18 protein-coding genes and 2 other annotated features (1 of these 20 only partly in view) are annotated in these 17,759 nt (G+C 50.1%); all 18 genes read left to right on the top strand.

Annotation, left to right across the window (positions count from 1 at the left end):
• Positions 1-123 (top strand) — a binding site (T-box leader) (it extends 81 nt beyond the left edge of the window).
• 49 nt (positions 124-172) lie between these two features.
• The gene (cysE, locus tag EVJ26_RS12825; RefSeq protein WP_070329256.1) at positions 173-862 is read left to right on the top strand and encodes a serine O-acetyltransferase; all 690 of its coding nucleotides are present in this window, start codon (positions 173-175) and stop codon (positions 860-862) included.
• Positions 831-2,228 (top strand): cysteine--tRNA ligase, encoded by a 1,398-nt coding sequence (gene cysS / locus EVJ26_RS12820; protein WP_131470625.1) that lies wholly within the window; start codon positions 831-833, stop codon positions 2,226-2,228. Before cysE ends, cysS begins: the two co-directional genes overlap by 32 nt.
• A complete protein-coding gene (locus tag EVJ26_RS12815) occupies positions 2,225-2,629 on the top strand; it encodes a Mini-ribonuclease 3 (protein WP_035386102.1) in 405 nt (134 codons plus the stop codon). Before cysS ends, EVJ26_RS12815 begins: the two co-directional genes overlap by 4 nt.
• A 121-nt stretch (positions 2,630-2,750) precedes the next feature.
• Positions 2,751-3,488, top strand: coding sequence for a 23S rRNA (guanosine(2251)-2'-O)-methyltransferase RlmB (rlmB, locus tag EVJ26_RS12810; protein WP_035386115.1), 738 nt, complete (start codon positions 2,751-2,753; stop codon positions 3,486-3,488).
• Positions 3,485-4,033 (top strand): YacP-like NYN domain-containing protein, encoded by a 549-nt coding sequence (locus tag EVJ26_RS12805; protein ID WP_070329254.1) that lies wholly within the window; start codon positions 3,485-3,487, stop codon positions 4,031-4,033. The genes rlmB and EVJ26_RS12805 overlap by 4 nt, the downstream gene beginning before the upstream one ends.
• 203 nt (positions 4,034-4,236) lie before the next feature.
• Positions 4,237-4,878 carry an RNA polymerase sporulation sigma factor SigH gene (gene sigH / locus EVJ26_RS12800; RefSeq protein WP_070329253.1) on the top strand — a complete coding sequence of 214 codons (642 nt, stop codon included), beginning with the start codon at positions 4,237-4,239 and terminating at the stop codon, positions 4,876-4,878.
• Between the two features lie 127 nt (positions 4,879-5,005).
• Entirely contained in the window at positions 5,006-5,152 is a 147-nt protein-coding gene (gene rpmG / locus EVJ26_RS12795) for a 50S ribosomal protein L33 (protein ID WP_083274150.1), read from the top strand.
• Between the two features lie 34 nt (positions 5,153-5,186).
• Entirely contained in the window at positions 5,187-5,357 is a 171-nt protein-coding gene (gene secE, locus EVJ26_RS12790) for a preprotein translocase subunit SecE (protein ID WP_012727692.1), read from the top strand.
• 17 nt (positions 5,358-5,374) lie between these two features.
• Positions 5,375-5,926, top strand: a complete 552-nt coding sequence (nusG, locus tag EVJ26_RS12785) for a transcription termination/antitermination protein NusG (protein ID WP_016508920.1) — start codon at positions 5,375-5,377, stop codon at positions 5,924-5,926.
• A 148-nt stretch (positions 5,927-6,074) separates the two neighbouring features.
• Positions 6,075-6,500 (top strand): 50S ribosomal protein L11, encoded by a 426-nt coding sequence (gene rplK, locus EVJ26_RS12780; RefSeq protein ID WP_070329252.1) that lies wholly within the window; start codon positions 6,075-6,077, stop codon positions 6,498-6,500.
• Between the two features lie 98 nt (positions 6,501-6,598).
• Positions 6,599-7,285 carry a 50S ribosomal protein L1 gene (gene rplA, locus EVJ26_RS12775; protein WP_083274148.1) on the top strand — a complete coding sequence of 229 codons (687 nt, stop codon included), beginning with the start codon at positions 6,599-6,601 and terminating at the stop codon, positions 7,283-7,285.
• A 59-nt stretch (positions 7,286-7,344) separates the two neighbouring features.
• Positions 7,345-7,498: a sequence feature (ribosomal protein L10 leader region), on the top strand.
• 45 nt (positions 7,499-7,543) lie between these two features.
• On the top strand, positions 7,544-8,050 hold the full coding sequence (gene rplJ / locus EVJ26_RS12770) for a 50S ribosomal protein L10 (RefSeq protein ID WP_070329251.1): 507 nt from the start codon (positions 7,544-7,546) through the stop codon (positions 8,048-8,050).
• 55 nt (positions 8,051-8,105) lie between these two features.
• Entirely contained in the window at positions 8,106-8,471 is a 366-nt protein-coding gene (gene rplL / locus EVJ26_RS12765) for a 50S ribosomal protein L7/L12 (RefSeq protein WP_070329250.1), read from the top strand.
• 85 nt (positions 8,472-8,556) lie between these two features.
• Positions 8,557-9,153, top strand: a complete 597-nt coding sequence (locus EVJ26_RS12760; RefSeq protein WP_131441633.1) for a class I SAM-dependent methyltransferase — start codon at positions 8,557-8,559, stop codon at positions 9,151-9,153.
• Positions 9,154-9,346: 193 nt separating this feature from the next.
• Positions 9,347-12,895: a DNA-directed RNA polymerase subunit beta gene (rpoB, locus tag EVJ26_RS12755; protein ID WP_070329266.1), complete on the top strand. Its 3,549-nt coding sequence runs from the start codon at positions 9,347-9,349 to the stop codon at positions 12,893-12,895.
• Between the two features lie 22 nt (positions 12,896-12,917).
• A complete protein-coding gene (gene rpoC / locus EVJ26_RS12750; protein WP_070329248.1) occupies positions 12,918-16,517 on the top strand; it encodes a DNA-directed RNA polymerase subunit beta' in 3,600 nt (1,199 codons plus the stop codon).
• A gap of 288 nt (positions 16,518-16,805) precedes the next feature.
• Positions 16,806-17,228, top strand: a complete 423-nt coding sequence (gene rpsL / locus EVJ26_RS12745) for a 30S ribosomal protein S12 (protein ID WP_012727683.1) — start codon at positions 16,806-16,808, stop codon at positions 17,226-17,228.
• A 45-nt stretch (positions 17,229-17,273) separates the two neighbouring features.
• The gene (gene rpsG / locus EVJ26_RS12740; protein ID WP_016508928.1) at positions 17,274-17,741 is read left to right on the top strand and encodes a 30S ribosomal protein S7; all 468 of its coding nucleotides are present in this window, start codon (positions 17,274-17,276) and stop codon (positions 17,739-17,741) included.
• The last annotated feature ends 18 nt before the right edge of the window (positions 17,742-17,759 follow it).

Here is a 17,759-nt window from a genome sequence, read left to right as displayed (position 1 = left end):
CCGTCGAAGTGCACCTCGGAGCCGTTCCGGCGATATGTAGTCGGGACCGCGACTCGGCGTTAACGAGACTTGAGAGGGGAACTTTCCCAAACAGAGTGGAACCGCGCTTACGGCGTCTCTGTGCCTTGGCACAGGGGCGTCTTTGTTTTTGATATGGAAAAGGAGAACAATTATGGGATTTTGGAAAAGTGTGAGCGCCGACATCCGGAACGTGCTCGAACTCGATCCGGCTGCCCGCTCAAAAGCAGAAGTCGTATTGACGTATCCAGGCCTCCATGCCTTATGGTCGCATCGGATCGCGCATGGGTTGTGGACTCGCAATATTAAACTATTGGCTAAAATGATTGCCCAGACGAGTCGCTGGGTGACCGGGATTGAGATTCATCCGGGTGCCATCATCGGCGAAGGTGTCTTTATCGACCACGGATTCGGGATCGTCATCGGGGAGACGGCCATCATCGGCAACAACGTCACCATCTATCAAGGCGTGACGCTCGGCGGAACCGGCAAAGAAAAAGGGAAGCGGCATCCGACCATCGGGAACGATGTGCTCATCTCGGCCGGCGCGAAAGTGCTCGGTAATATCACGATAGGCGATTGCGTCAAAATTGGGGCCAGTTCGGTCGTCTTAAAAGATGTCCCGTCAGACTCGACCGTCGTCGGGATCCCGGGACGTGTCGTCATCCGCAACGGGGAGCGGGTCAAACAGCACGACCTCGACCATCGCTTACCGGACCCGGATCGTGAATGCCAAGAGCGGTTAGAGAACGCCGTGGCTGATTTGGAACGCAAGTTAGCATTACTCGAGAAACAGATGGAGGAGAAGTCACATGATTCAGTTTTACAACAGCCTCACGAATAAGAAAGAACCGTTCAACCCGATCGTTCCTGGGAAAGTGTCCATGTACGTATGCGGACCGACCGTCTATAATTATATTCACGTCGGAAACGCCCGTCCGGCCATCGCATTCGACACGGTACGGCGCTATTTGACATACCGAGGCTACGACGTGAAGTACGTCCTCAACTTTACCGATGTGGATGATAAGATCATCCGTACGGCGAATGAGCTCGGTGAAGATGTCGGAACGCTGACGAACCGCTATATCGACGCTTATTTGGCGGATACGGGTGCGTTGAACGTCTTGCCAGCGGACGTGTATCCACGTGTCACCGACACGATGGAGGAAATCATCGACTTTATCCGTAACTTAGAGGATGAAGGCTACGCCTACGCATCAGAAGGCGATGTCTATTTCCGGACGCGTAAGTTTGAAGAGTATGGCAAGCTCAGCCAACAGTCGATTGAAGACCTTCGGGCCGGGTCACGTGTCGATGTCGGGGAGAAGAAGGAAGACCCGCTCGACTTCGTGCTCTGGAAAGCGGCCAAACCAGATGAGCCGGCTTGGGACAGCCCGTGGGGACAAGGACGCCCCGGCTGGCATATCGAATGCTCGGCCATGGCGAAGAAGCACCTCGGCAAAACGATCGACATTCACGCAGGCGGGCATGACCTCAAATTCCCGCACCACGAGAATGAGATTGCACAGTCTGAGGCGTGCAACCATACGAAGTTTGCGAACTACTGGCTCCACAACGGCTTCATCAACATCGAGAACGAGAAGATGTCGAAATCACTCGGAAATTTCCTGCTCGTCCACGAGGCGTTAAAAGAAGTCGACGCGATGGTGCTCCGTTTCTTCATGTTATCGGTCCACTACCGTCATCCGATCAACTATAGCCGCGAGCTGATCAATCAGGCCGCTAACGGATGGGACCGGATCAAGGAAGCGTACCATAACGTCGAATACCGTCTGTCGGTCACGGCCGGCCTCGTTGAACCGAGCGAGGCGATGGAGCGAAAACTTGCGACGGTGAAAGCAGCATTTATCGAAGCGATGGATGATGATATCAACACGGCGAATGCCGTGACAGTATTGTTTGATTTAGCAAAAGAGGCAAACATCTACGCCAAAGCAGACCATGTCTCGAAAGATACGCTCGAGCAAGTGCTCGACTTGTTCAAGGAATTGACGGGCGTACTCGGGTTGACGATTGAAGTGGAAACAGAACTACTCGACGCCGAGGTCGATCAGTTGATTCTCGAGCGGAATACGGCTCGAGCAGATCGTAACTTTGCCCGTGCCGACGAGATCCGTGACTTGTTGAAACAACAAAATATCCAGCTCGAAGATACGGCGCAAGGCGTACGGTGGAAACGATCATGACGAATGCGAATCAACTAAACGCGCTCGCCCTCGCTTATATGGGCGACGCAGTGTATGAGATGGCGGTACGAAAACGACTGCTCGGCAAAGGGTTGACGCGACCGAACGACCTCCATCGCGGGGCCGTCCGTTACGTGAATGCAACCGCGCAAGCGAGTGTCGTCACCCACTGGTTAGAGACGGGTATCTTGAGCGAGGACGAGACAGCGATCGTCCGGCGCGGTAAAAACGCGAAATCAGGGTCGATCCCGAAACGCACTGACGTCCACACGTACCGCTACTCGACAGCTTTTGAGGCATTGATCGGCTACACATATCTAATAGAAAGAAGGGATCGTCTTGAAGAACTCATCGAACAGGCACTCACATGGCTCGAAACCGAGCAACCCGAAACGACATGAAGGAGGACGAGCGAACGATAAGCGTTCGTTCGACCGTCCGAGAGGCGAACGGGGCGACCGTCCGCACCGTCAAAAGCCGGAACGCCCGGACTATCAAGAAGTTGACGTCCTTGAAGAAGGCATCGATTTCTTATATGGACGTAATCCAGTAATCGAGGCGCTTCGGAGCGGACGGGATATGAACAAAGTCTTTATCATGGAAGGGCAGCACAAAGGGCCGCTCGCCCAAATTATCGGCATGGCCAATGAGGCCTCGGTACAGATCTCGTTCGTCCCGAAGACGAAGCTTGAAAAAATGGCTGGCAGTGAACACCATCAAGGCGTCGTCGCGGCCGTTGCGGCTTACGAGTATAAGACGCTTGACGATATGTTCGCGCTGGCCGAGTCTAAAGGGGAGACACCGCTCTTTATTTTGCTCGATGAGCTAGAGGACCCGCACAACTTGGGATCGATTTTACGGACAGCTGACGCGGTCGGCGCCCATGGAGTCATCATTCCGAAACGGCGCTCGGTCGGCTTGACGCAAACCGTCGCGAAAGCCTCGACGGGAGCAATTGAATATATCCCGGTCGCGCGTGTCACGAACTTGACGCGGACGCTCGAAGAATTGAAAGAAAAAGGGATGTGGATCGTCGGAACTGACGCGAGTGAGAGTCAAGACTATCGTCGGCTCGATGGGAACATGCCACTCGTCGTCGTCATCGGCAGCGAAGGGAAAGGGATGGGCCGTCTCGTGCGCGAGGCGTGTGACTTCCTCGTCCATATGCCGATGGTCGGTCATGTCACGTCGCTCAACGCTTCGGTCGCAGCCGCACTTCTTCTGTATGAGGTGCATCGCTCTCGTAATCCGTTATCATGAGCCTGAAAAAGCGAGAATTACTCCTCGTCGATGGCTATAACATCATTGGGGCGTGGCCGCATCTTCGAAAACTGCGGGACATCGACTTCGATCAAGCTCGAAATGACTTGATTGAAGCGATGGCCGAGTATCAGGCCGCCACAGGCCGCATGGTGACGGTCGTCTTTGATGCCCACATGCGCTATGGGCGCGAATCGATCCAGAAGCGGAGCCGGGTCGAGGTCGTCTATACGAAGGAGAACGAAACGGCGGATGAGTGGATCGAACGGCGAGCCCATGAACTCGTGGACGATCGTTTAGTGACGTTATTCGTCGCCACAAACGACTTTACCGAGCAATGGGTCATCTTCGGTCAAGGTGCCCTCCGTGTCCCGGCGACCGAACTATTAAAGGATTGGAAGCAAGCGAAAGTGGCGATTGAGCAAGAGCGTCAGACGCTCGCGAGCGACCGGTCCAATCGAAAAACAATCGATATCCCGCCTGACGTCATGGCCCGTTTTGAAGAAATGCGGCGCCGTAAGTCGAACGGTGAGGATTCTCACTGACGAGTTCATACAATGGACTCGTTTTTTTGTTTTTAATTTGACATTTTTTTGGAAAGAAATGTTGTATACTATTAGTTGTATAAGTTACACCATATCTAATTGACGGAATTTTTTGAAATTTATTTGACGGTCGTTTTGTATGACGCCTATAATAAGAGCACTAACTTACATAGTTCATTATCAATAGCCGGGGGGTATGAAACATGAACGGATGGCCATACGAGCAGTTTGAAACGATGTCAGACGAAGAGCTCGTCTCTCTAGCGCGGAATGAAGGGGATAGTGATGCGCTCGAGTTTTTGATTGAACGTTACCGTTACTTCGTGCGGGCGAAGGCGCGGTCTTACTTTTTGATCGGCGCCGACCACGAGGATATCGTCCAAGAGGGAATGATCGGTCTGTATAAAGGCGTGCGTGACTATCGGGATGAACGCCTCGCTTCGTTTAAGAGTTTTGCCGAGATGTGTATCACCCGTCAGATGATCACGGCGATTAAGACGGCGACGCGTCAGAAACATATTCCGCTCAACTCATACGTCTCGCTCGACAAGCCGATCTTTGACGATGAGTCTGACCGGACGTTGCTCGACGTGATCTTGCCCCCGCATCCGAACGACCCGCAAGACTTGCTCGTCACGCGGGAAGAACAACTGTTCATGGAAGAGAAGATGGATGAGCTCCTCAGTGACTTGGAACGAAAAGTGCTTCGTCTTTATTTAGATGGTCGTTCGTATCAAGAAATCTCTGACGACCTTGACCGTCATGTGAAGTCGATCGATAACGCCTTACAGCGCGTGAAGAAAAAATTCGAGCGGCACGTTGACGTTAAAATGCTGACGAGTTAACTCGTATTGACCGCACGCCTCCTATGTGATACTTTTAAGGCAGCGCCTTGTCCGTAGACGCCAGTTACAGGAGGCGTTTTTTTTTCGCTCTTTTTTAATATGGAGCTGTCGAAAGGGGCGCTTATGGATGGCAAAGAAAGTAAGTCTCGAGTGCGCGGATTGCGGGTCAAGAGTTTACTCGACGACCAAGAAAGATGATGTGCAGACGCGGCTCGAGCTGAACAAGTTCTGCCGTCGTTGCAATGCGCATACAACACATCGAGAATCAAAGTAACGTAGATTGGCATTCAACGTAGGAGGAAGCTACCATGAACTTTTTGCGCGATGTATGGAAAGAGTTAAAGAAGACGAGTTGGCCGACTCGTAAAGAGCTCACAAAATATACCATCACAGTCATCGCGACGGTCGTCGTGATCGGCCTGTTCGTGTTCGGCGTAGATACTGGTGTCAGTTATCTCGTCAACCTATTGATTAACTAAGGAAAGAGGTGAAAGCCGTGGAGAAACAATGGTTTGTTGTCCAGACGTACTCTGGCTTTGAGAACAATGTCAAAGAAAACCTAGAACGTCGAATCGGTTCGATGAACATGGAAGATAAAATTTTCCGCGTCCTCGTTCCGACCGAAACAACGCAAGAAGAAGTCACGTTGAAGAGTGGCGAAAAGAAAATTAAAGAGCGTGAAGTGAAAAACTTCCCTGGATACGTCTTCGTCGAGATGATTATGACAGACGATTCATGGTATGTTGTTCGTAACACGCCAAACGTAACGGGCTTCCTCGGATCAACCGGGGGCGGCGCCAAGCCGATCCCGCTCCAGCCTGACGAAGTGACGAACGTCCTTTCGCAGATGGGTCTGATTGAGAAGAAAGACCGTTATAACTATGAGCTTGGCGATCTCGTTCGTGTCAAAGAAGGCGCGTTCGAGAACTTTGAAGGTACGATTGATGAGATCGAAACTGACAAAGAGAAGCTCAAAGTCGTCGTCGACATGTTCGGCCGCGAAACAAAAATTGAGCTTGATTTCGAACAAGTTCAGAAAATTAACTAAAACCCACTTGCCATTCTCGGAAACGGATGGTACAATCGGAAATGTTTGATGTTGTGCTATATTTCAGTACAAACTCGACCTAATAGATTGAGTGGGAGGGCGCACAACGTCCAAGAAACCACATTTTAGACTTAAGGAGGTGTGTCTCGTGGCGAAAAAAGTTACTAAACTCGTTAAACTTCAAATCCCTGCTGGTAAAGCTAACCCAGCACCACCAGTTGGTCCAGCACTTGGTCAAGCAGGTGTTAACATCATGGGATTCTGTAAAGAGTTCAACGCTCGTACACAAGACCAAGCCGGATTGATTATTCCTGTAGTCATTACGGTATACGAAGATCGTTCGTTTACATTCATTACGAAAACTCCACCAGCTGCAGTTCTTTTGAAAAAAGCTGCTGGTATCGAGAGCGGTTCAGGAGAACCGAACCGTAAGAAAGTAGCAACGGTTAAGCGTGATAAAGTTCGCGAAATCGCTGAACTTAAAATGCCTGACCTTAACGCAGCGTCTGTAGAAACAGCGATGCTTATGGTTGAAGGTACTGCGCGCAGTATGGGTATTGTAATCGAAGACTAATTTATTAGTCTCTGGGATTGTCGGTGCATATTTTGCTCACCTTCAATCCCTTCATTATGTGGGAGGAAATTCCGCTAACCACAAGGAGGAAAAGAATCATGGGTAAAAAACACCAAGAAGCAGCTAAGCTTGTTGATCGCACGAAGTCTTACGACCTCGCAGAAGCGGTTGAACTCGTTCAAAAAACTGCAACAGCTAAGTTCGATGAAACAATCGAAATTGCTGTCCGTCTCGGCGTAGATCCGAAGAAAGCGGACCAACAAATCCGCGGTGCCGTTGTACTTCCACACGGTACTGGTAAAACACAAAAAGTTCTCGTCTTTGCAAAAGGCGAAAAAGTTAAAGAAGCTGAAGCGGCTGGCGCTGACTTCGTCGGCGATGCTGAGTACATCACTAAAATCCAACAAGGATGGTTCGACTTCGATGTTATCGTTGCGACACCTGACATGATGGGTGAAGTTGGTAAACTCGGTCGCGTTCTCGGACCAAAAGGCCTCATGCCTAACCCGAAAACAGGCACAGTCACGTTCGACGTTGCGAAAGCAATCGCGGACATCAAAGCTGGTAAAGTTGAGTACCGTGTTGATAAAGCCGGTAACATCCACGTACCAGTTGGTAAGAAGTCATTTGAAGCAACAAAACTCTCTGAGAACATCGAGACTATCCTCGAGACACTCATGAAAGTTAAGCCTGCTACTGCAAAAGGAACTTACCTCAAAAACATCGCGCTTTCTTCGACAATGGGTCCTGGTATCCGTGTCGCAACTGCCGATTTCATCAAGTAATTCACTTGAAATAAACTGTTGACAACGTGTGATGCCGCTGTTAAAGTAAAACACGTTCAACCGAATATGTTGGATTACCGCAGACAGAAGGTGGACATCGGTCCGTAAACCCTTCCGAGGTGTCTTTGCTCGAACTTGAGCCTGTTGTCACAGGTTTACTTTCAAACAATTACGCCCTCGTATGTCTTCATACGAGGGATTTCTTTTTGGAGAGCAGCCTCTCGTCCGGTATAAGAATTGACTAGGAGGTGCACAAACATGGCAAGCGAAAAAATCGTAGCTCAGAAATCGGTACTCGTTGATGAAATCGCTGAGAAAATGCAAGCAAGCGTTGGAACGATCGTTGTTGATTACCGTGGACTTACAGTTGAAGAAGTGACTACACTCCGTAAAACACTTCGTGACGCTGGAATCGAGTTCAAAGTATACAAAAACGGTCTCCTTCGTCGCGCGGCGACTCAGTCTGGTTATGACGGTCTCGATGAAGTCTTCACAGGTCCTACTGCAATCGCGTTCTCGAAAGAAGACGTTATTGCTCCAGCGAAGATCTTGAACGACTTCTCAAAAGAGCACAAAGCGCTCGAACTTAAAGGCGGAATCATCGAAGGCAAAGTAACTTCACTCGAAGAAGTTAAAGCCCTTGCAGAACTTCCATCACGCGATGGTCTTCTCTCGATGCTTCTCAGCGTCCTTCAAGCTCCGATCCGCGGGCTCGCAATCGCAACAAACGCAATCGCAGAACAAAAAGAAGAGCAGTCTGCTTAATCTTTGTCGCGTAGCGTAAAAAAACTTTTTACAACATCAAAGGAGGAAAACCATAATGGCTTTCAACAAAGAGCAATTCATCGAAGACCTCAAATCAATGACGGTTCTCGAACTTAACGAACTCGTAAAAACAATCGAAGAAGAATTCGGCGTATCAGCAGCAGCTCCAGTAGCAGCAGCAGGTGCAGGCGCAGCAGTAGCTGAAGAGCAAACTGAATTCGACGTAATCCTCACAAGCGCAGGTTCTGGTAAGATCAACGTAATCAAAGCAGTACGTGAACTTACTGGCCTCGGTCTTAAAGAAGCAAAAGCACTCGTTGACGGAACTCCGGCTCCAGTCAAAGAAGGCGTTTCTAAAGAAGATGCAGACGCAGTTAAAGCTAAGCTTGAAGAAGCTGGCGCATCTGTCGAAGTTAAGTAATCTAACTTTTACTTCACAACGTATAGAAGCTCGCTATGGCGAGCTTCTTTTATTTCCTTGAAGAGTGGGTTAGGAGGTTCAATGCATGGGAGATCATTACTATACGAACGATCCGAGTTCGAAAAGTGCCCCTGAGACGTGGACGTATGAGTTGCGAGGGAAGATGTATCGCTTCACCTCGGACCGCGGCGTGTTCTCGAAAGGATCGGTCGATTTTGGGTCACGTCTCTTAATCGAGTCATTTGAAGTGCCGGAAGTTGAAGGTCGCATTTTAGATGTAGGCTGCGGCTACGGTCCGATGGGGATCTCGCTTGCCGACGCCTCTGGGCGTGAAGCGCTTCTCGTCGACGTGAACGAACGAGCGCTTGCCTTGTCAGAGCAAAACGCCGCCCAAAACGGGGTGACGATCGAAACACGGCTTAGCCACGCATATGATGGAGTCGGAGGCGAGCAATTTGCCGCTATCGTGACCAATCCGCCGATTCGGGCCGGGAAGCAAGTGGTTCACACGATTTTAAGAGATGCGTACGCGCATCTCGTCATGGGCGGGGCACTCTACGTCGTCATTCAAAAGAAACAAGGAGCGCCTTCTGCTAAGAAGTTGCTTGAAGATGTGTTCGGTCAGGTCGAGACGGTTGCCAAAGACAAAGGCTATTTTATTTTCCGGGCAATTCGCTCTTGACAAACGGTTGAGTCTTGTTGACTCGCTATAACGTATATGCTAACATTATAAAATGCCATTGGAATGGAATTCGCCTTGAATTGCCGCGTTTGCCGCTTTTTAGACGCGGAAAAAGGGCGACATTCAATGACAATGTTCGATTATTACGCCCGAAAAATTCGATAGAGAATTGGGGGTCTGAGAGGTGAATCAGTTGACTGGTCAACTTGTTCAGTACGGTCGTCACCGTCAGAGAAGAAGCTTTGCCCGTATCAGTGAGGTATTAGAGCTTCCGAATTTGATTGAAATTCAAACTGCTTCTTATGAGTGGTTCTTACGTGAAGGATTGAAAGAGATGTTTACCGACATTTCGCCAATCTCCGACTTCACTGGAAACCTCGTGCTTGAGTTCATCGATTACTCGCTTAGCGAGCCGAAATATTCGATTGATGACTCGAAGGAGCGCGACGTCACTTATTCTGCGCCATTGCGCGTGAAAGTACGTCTGCAAAACAAAGAGACAGGTGAGCTTAAAGAACAAGAAGTATTCATGGGTGATTTCCCGATTATGACAGAATCGGGAACGTTTATTATTAACGGCGCAGAACGCGTCATCGTTTCCCAGCTTGTTCGTTCGCCGAGCGTCTATTACAATTCTAAACTCGATAAAAACGGTAAACGTGGTTTCGGTGCGACAGTCATCCCGAACCGTGGAGCATGGCTCGAACTTGAGACAGATGCTAAGGATATCGTTTATGTTCGTATCGACCGTACCCGTAAGATCCCGGTAACGGTGTTGTTGCGTGCTCTCGGATTTGGTACGGACCAAGAAATTATCGACCTTCTCGGGGATGATGAATATCTTCGGAACACCCTTGAAAAAGATAATACCGAGTCGACAGAGAAAGCGTTGATCGAGATTTACGAGCGTCTCCGCCCTGGTGAACCACCAACGGTTGAAAACGCAAAATCACTTCTCGTCTCACGTTTCTTCGACCCGAAACGCTACGACCTCGCAAACGTTGGTCGTTATAAGATGAACAAAAAACTTCATCTTAAAAACCGTCTCTTCGGTCAGAAATTGGCCGAGACGCTCGTTGACCCAGAGACAGGCGAAGTGATCGCCGAAGCTGGAACAATCCTCGACCGTCGCAACTTAGACCGCGTCCTTCCGCATTTGGAAAACGGTCTCGGTTACATGGACGCTGAGCCAACTGGCGGCGTTGCTGAAGGTGAGCCGTTTGGTCTCCAATCGATTAAAGTCATCTCACCAGATGACCCGGATGGAGAGCGTGTCTTGAACATTATCGGTAATGGCAACATCGACCGTAGCATCAAGCACGTCACACCAGCGGATATCATTGCATCGATCAACTACTTCTTCAACTTACTTCACGAAGTCGGAACAACAGATGACATCGACCACTTAGGAAACCGTCGTCTTCGTTCAGTCGGAGAACTTCTCCAAAACCAATTCCGTATCGGTCTTTCTCGTATGGAACGTGTCGTAAAAGAACGGATGTCGATTCAAGATCAAAATGCGATCACACCACAGGCGCTGATTAACATCCGCCCGGTAATCGCATCGCTGAAAGAGTTCTTCGGTAGCTCGCAGTTGTCACAGTTCATGGACCAAACAAACCCGCTCGCAGAGCTCACGCACAAGCGTCGTCTCTCTGCACTCGGACCGGGTGGTTTGACACGTGAGCGTGCCGGCTTCGAAGTTCGAGACGTTCACTATTCGCACTACGGTCGGATGTGTCCAATCGAAACACCTGAAGGACCGAACATCGGTCTCATCAACTCGCTTTCATCTTTTGCGAAAGTAAACGAGTACGGTTTCATTGAGACACCGTACCGCCGAGTCGACCCAGAAACAGGTCTCGTCACGAGCGAGATTCAATATATGACGGCGGATGAAGAAGATCTCTACGTCGTCGCCCAGGCGAACATGCCGCTCACTGAAGACAGTTACTTTGCAAACGAGCAAGTCCTTTGCCGCTTCCGCGGACAAAACTTGTCAGTTGAGCCAAGTCGAGTCGACTACATGGACGTTTCGCCGAAACAGGTTGTTTCTGCGGCAACAGCATGTATCCCGTTCCTTGAGAACGATGACTCGAACCGTGCCCTCATGGGAGCGAACATGCAACGTCAAGCTGTACCACTCCTTCAACCTGACTCGCCGATTATCGGTACTGGTATGGAGTACGTGTCAGCGAAAGACTCTGGGGCCGCGATTATCGCGAAATACCCAGGTGTCGTCGAGCGTGTCACAGCGCGTGAAATCTTGGTCCGCCGCACGTCTGACGTGAACGGAACAACGGTTTCAGGTGACCTTGACCGCTACAAACTTCAAAAGTACGTTCGTTCGAACCAAGGAACGTGCTATAACCAAAAGCCGATCATCGCTGCTGGTGACCAAGTCGAAAAAGGAGAAATCCTTGCTGACGGTCCATCGATGGATATGGGTGAGCTCGCGCTCGGCCGTAACGTCGTTGTCGCCTTCATGACTTGGGACGGTTACAACTATGAGGATGCGATCATCATGAGTGAGCGCCTCGTGAAAGATGACGTCTACACTTCGATTCACATCGAGGAGTATGAGTCAGAGTCACGAGACACGAAACTCGGACCTGAGGAAATCACACGTGATATTCCGAACGTCGGTGATGACGCGCTTCGCAACTTGGACGATCGTGGGATCATCCGCATTGGTGCGGAAGTGAAAGATGGCGATATCCTCGTCGGGAAAGTCACGCCTAAAGGTGTAACTGAACTGACGGCGGAAGAGCGTCTCTTGCATGCGATCTTCGGTGAGAAAGCCCGTGAAGTCCGTGATACGTCACTCCGTGTACCAAACGGCGGCGACGGCATCATCTTGGACGTCAAGGTGTTCGACCGTGAGAACGGCGACGAACTTTCACCAGGTGTGAACCAAATGGTTCGTGTCTACATCGTTCAAAAACGTAAGATTCACGAAGGGGATAAGATGGCGGGACGTCACGGTAACAAAGGTGTTATCTCGCGGATCCTCCCTGAAGAAGACATGCCATACATGCCAGACGGCACACCGATTGACATCATGCTTAACCCACTCGGTGTACCATCGCGGATGAACATCGGTCAGGTACTTGAACTCCACCTTGGAATGGCGGCTAAAAAGCTCGGCATCAAAGTGGCGACACCTGTATTCGATGGCGCACGTGAAGAAGACGTATGGGCAACGATTGAAGAAGCTGGAATGGACAAAGATGCCAAGACTCGTCTCTATGACGGTCGTACTGGTGAACCGTTCGATAACCGCGTCTCGGTCGGTGTCATGTATATGATCAAACTTGCGCACATGGTTGATGATAAACTTCACGCTCGTTCGACAGGACCATACTCGCTCGTTACGCAACAACCGCTCGGTGGTAAAGCACAGTTCGGTGGACAGCGCTTCGGTGAGATGGAAGTTTGGGCACTTGAAGCGTACGGCGCAGCCTACACGCTCCAAGAAATCCTTACAATCAAGTCGGATGACACGGTTGGTCGTGTGAAAGCATACGAAGCAATCGTGAAAGGCGAGAGCGTTCCGAAAGCGGGCGTTCCTGAATCGTTCCGCGTCTTGATCAAAGAGCTTCAAGCGCTCGGTATGGAAGTCAAGATGATGTCTGTGGACGACGAAGAAGTTGAAATGAAAGATGAAGATGACGACAACATCCCGAACGCAACATCGGCGTTAGAACAAGTCGTTCAACCGACTGTTACGGAAGAGGAATAAGGCGAAAAGGGAGGTCGGCCCCTTGGTAGATGTTAATCGATTTGAATATATGAAAATCGGCTTGGCTTCACCCGAAAAGATCCGTTCGTGGTCTTACGGGGAAGTCAAAAAGCCGGAAACAATCAACTATCGTACACTCAAACCAGAGAAGGACGGACTGTTCTGTGAACGAATCTTCGGTCCTACGAAAGACTGGGAATGTTACTGCGGGAAATACAAACGAATCCGATATAAAGGAGTCATTTGTGACCGCTGTGGCGTTGAAGTGACGAAAGCGAAAGTGCGTCGCGAACGTATGGGCCACATCGAGCTCGCGGCTCCGGTTTCGCACATCTGGTACTTCAAAGGGATTCCAAGTCGAATGGGGCTTGTTCTCGATATGTCACCGCGTGCGCTCGAAGAAGTAATCTACTTCGCGTCGTACGTCGTGACAGAACCAGGTGACACTCCGCTCGAGAAGAAACAACTTCTCTCGGAAAAAGAATTCCGTCTCTACCGTGAGAAGTACGGTAGTGACTTTAAAGCAGACATGGGTGCGGAAGCGATCCGGACACTCCTTCAAGACGTACAACTCGAGAAGGAAGTCGGAGAACTCCGCGAAGAATTGAAGACAGTTCAAGGCCAACGTCGTACACGTGCGATCAAACGTCTTGAAGTGCTCGATGCGTTCTTCACGTCGGGGAATGATCCAGATTGGATGATCCTCGAAGTACTTCCTGTCATTCCACCTGAGCTTCGCCCGATGGTGCAGCTCGACGGTGGGCGCTTTGCGACTTCTGACTTGAACGATTTATATCGTCGAGTCATCAACCGTAACAACCGTCTCAAACGTTTGCTCGATCTCGGCGCGCCGAACATCATCGTGCAAAACGAGAAGCGTATGCTTCAAGAAGCGGTTGACGCCCTCATCGACAACGGTCGTCGTGGTCGTCCGGTAACAGGTCCAGGTAACCGTCCACTTAAGTCGCTTTCACATATGTTGAAAGGGAAACAAGGTCGTTTCCGTCAAAACCTTCTTGGTAAACGGGTCGACTACTCAGGACGTTCGGTTATCGTCGTTGGACCGAACTTGAAGATGTTCCAATGTGGTCTCCCGAAAGAGATGGCCCTTGAACTCTTCAAACCGTTCGTGATGAAAGAACTTGTCGGTCGCGGGATCGCGTCGAACATCAAGAACGCCAAACGCAAAATTGAGAAGATGCAACCAGAAATCTGGGGCGTCCTCGAAGAAGTCATTCGTGAGCATCCGGTTCTCTTGAACCGTGCCCCTACACTTCACCGTCTAGGGATTCAAGCTTTCGAACCGATTCTCGTCGAGGGCCGTGCGATTCGTCTACACCCACTCGTATGTACGGCTTACAACGCCGACTTTGATGGTGACCAAATGGCGGTCCACGTACCACTTTCAGCCGAAGCGCAAGCAGAAGCTCGTCTCCTCATGCTCGCTGCACAGAACATCTTGAACCCGAAAGATGGTAAACCAGTTGTTACACCATCGCAGGATATGGTCCTCGGTAACTACTACATCTCGCTTGAACGCGACGATGCCATCGGACAAGGGAAAATTTTGTCGAACGTCAACGAAGCGCTCATCGCGTATCAAAATGGATACGTCCACTTGCATACACGTGTCGCCCTTCCAGCACGTACGCTCAACAACCCGACGTTCACAGCGGAGCAAAATGAGAAAATGTTAATCACGACAGTCGGTAAGATGATCTTTAACGAGATCTTGCCGAACACGTTCCCATACTTGAACGAACCGACGATGGAAAACTTGCAGGAAGCAACGCCTGATAAGTACTTCATCGAAAAAGGTGCCAACGTCGCGGAAGAAATTGCCGCACGTCCACTCATCGAACCGTTCAAAAAAGGATTCCTTGGTAAAGTCATCGCGGAAGTGTTCCAGAAGTTTGAAACGACTGAAACGAGCCGCATGCTTGACCGGATGAAAGATCTCGGCTTCAAACACTCGACTAAAGCGGGTGTGACGGTCGGAATCGCCGATATCATCGTTCTTCCGGACAAACAAGAAATCCTTGATGAAGCGCAAACTCAAGTCGACCAAATCATGAAGTCGTTCCGTCGTGGTCTCATCACTGAAGATGAGCGTTACGAGCGCGTTGTACGCTCTTGGAACGAAGCGAAGGACGAGATTCAATCGCGATTGATGAAATCCCTCAACCGCTTGAACCCGATCTTCATGATGTCTGACTCAGGTGCCCGTGGTAACGCGTCCAACTTCACGCAGCTCGCAGGGATGCGTGGTTTGATGGCCGCTCCATCTGGCCGCATCATCGAACTTCCAATCAAATCGTCGTTCCGTGAGGGACTGACGGTTCAAGAATACTTCATCTCGACGCACGGTGCGCGTAAAGGTCTTGCCGATACAGCCCTTAAAACGGCTGACTCAGGTTACTTGACGCGTCGTCTCGTCGACGTTGCCCAAGATGTCATCATCCGTGAAGAAGATTGTGGAACGGACCGCGGAATCCGCGTTGCCGCTCTCCGCGAAGGCACGGAAGAAATCGAAAACTTGTATGACCGCCTCGTCGGCCGTACAGCGTTCGAGACAGTGGCACATCCGGAAACGGGTGAAGTCATGATTGAGAAGAACCAATTGATCACAGAAGATATCGCCCGCGACATCGTCGACGCTGGTATCGAACGAGTTGAAATCCGTACAGCCTTCACATGTAACACGTCACACGGCGTATGTAAGAAGTGCTACGGCCGCAACTTGGCGACTGGCTCGAACGTTGAAGTTGGCGAAGCAGTCGGAATCATCGCCGCGCAATCAATCGGTGAGCCAGGAACGCAGCTTACAATGCGTACCTTCCACACAGGTGGGGTAGCCGGAGATGATATCACGCAAGGTCTTCCACGTATCCAAGAGGTATTCGAGGCTCGTAACCCGAAAGGGCAAGCGGTCATCTCGGAAATTCCTGGTACGGTCATCGACTTTACCGAGTCGCGTGACAAGCGGGAACTCACGGTCGAAGGACTCAGTGAGACTCGTACGTACACGATTCCGTTCGGAGCGCGTTTACGCGTTCAGATCGGCGACACGGTAGATGCCGGGGAAGTCTTCACGGAAGGTTCGATCGATCCGAAAGAATTGCTCACCGTCCGTGGTGTGTCTGGTGTCCAAAACTATCTTCTTCAAGAAGTTCAAAAAGTATACCGGATGCAAGGGGTAGAAATCGGCGACAAACACGTCGAAGTCATGGTTCGCCAAATGCTTCGTCGCGTCAAAGTCATCGAGTCAGGTGACACGCCACTTCTCCCTGGTTCACTCGTCGATATCGGCGTCTTCAAAGAAGCGTGTAAAGACGTACTTCGCGTAGGTAAGAGCCCAGCAACGGCGAAACCGGTCCTTCTCGGAATCACGAAAGCGTCGCTTGAGACAGATTCGTTCCTCTCGGCCGCTTCGTTCCAAGAAACGACTCGCGTGTTGACAGACGCTGCCATCAAAGGCAAACGCGACTATCTTCTCGGACTCAAAGAGAACGTCATCATCGGTAAACTCGTGCCAGCTGGTACAGGGATGCCGGTATACCGTGACGTTAAACTTAAAGAAGATGCGTCGAAAGCCGTCCTCGAAGACGCGAACGTCGAGTAAAAACGTCTTGACAGCACTCTTTGGCGGTGCTACTATGATTTAGTGCCGCCAATCGGTTGTTGTCGATGACAATGGTGTCCAGCAGTCGGCAAGCTACTTGGACGTTAACCGATCTTTCTACGGAAAGGTTTGGCTGCTATTATTGCCACTTTCAAGGTATAACTCACGTTTTTGCGAGGTCATGGAATGCCTACGCCTCGTAAAAGCGTTTCGTTATGACCTTAAATGAACCACCCGGGTCGGTGGGTCTAGAAAATAGCATAATTCAGGAAGGGAGGATCTTCAAAGATGCCTACTATCAACCAGTTAGTCCGTAAAGGACGCAAATCGAAAGTCGTTAAATCTGACTCTCCAGCACTTAACAAAGGTTACAACAGTTTCATCAAGTCACAAACAAACGTGAGCTCACCACAAAAACGTGGTGTTTGTACACGTGTTGGTACAATGACTCCGAAGAAACCGAACTCGGCGTTACGTAAGTATGCCCGTGTTCGTTTGACTAACCAAATCGAAGTGACTGCGTACATTCCAGGTATTGGCCACAACCTTCAAGAGCACAGCGTTGTTCTTATCCGCGGAGGACGTGTAAAAGACTTACCAGGAGTACGTTACCACATCGTTCGTGGTGCACTTGACACTGCAGGTGTGGACGGACGTATGCAAGGCCGTTCTAAATACGGTACGAAACGTCCGAAAGCTGCGAAGAAGTAATTCTCGCAAACTAAACTACTGAAATTTTGAAAGGAGGGTACTCGGATGCGTAAAAACCGTGCAGAACGTCGTGACGTTATCGCAGATCCGATCTACAACTCGAAATTGGTAACTCGCCTCATTAACCGTGTCATGTTAGACGGTAAAAAAGGTACAGCTCAAACTATCATTTACAACGCATTTGGTCTCATCGCTGAACGCTCAGGCAAAGAGCCTATGGAAGTGTTCGAAGAAGCAATGACAAACATCATGCCTGTACTTGAAGTTAAAGCTCGCCGTGTAGGTGGAGCAAACTACCAAGTTCCTGTTGAAGTTCGTCCAGAACGCCGTACGACACTTGGTCTTCGTTACCTCGTGAACTACGCTCGTCTCCGCAACGAGAAGACGATGGAGCAACGTATCGCGAATGAAATCATGGATGCAGCCAATAACACTGGTGCTTCTGTTAAGAGACGCGAAGACATGCATAAGATGGCAGAAGCGAACAAAGCGTTTGCTCACTATCGTTGGTAAGTTAAACGTAAAGACCAC

Source organism: Exiguobacterium sp. SH3S1 (assembly GCF_004337105.1).
Lineage (GTDB): Bacteria > Bacillota > Bacilli > Exiguobacteriales > Exiguobacteriaceae > Exiguobacterium > Exiguobacterium aurantiacum_A.
The sequence above is the reverse complement of the archived record's forward strand: the minus strand, read 5'-3'. Positions and strand labels throughout refer to the sequence as shown.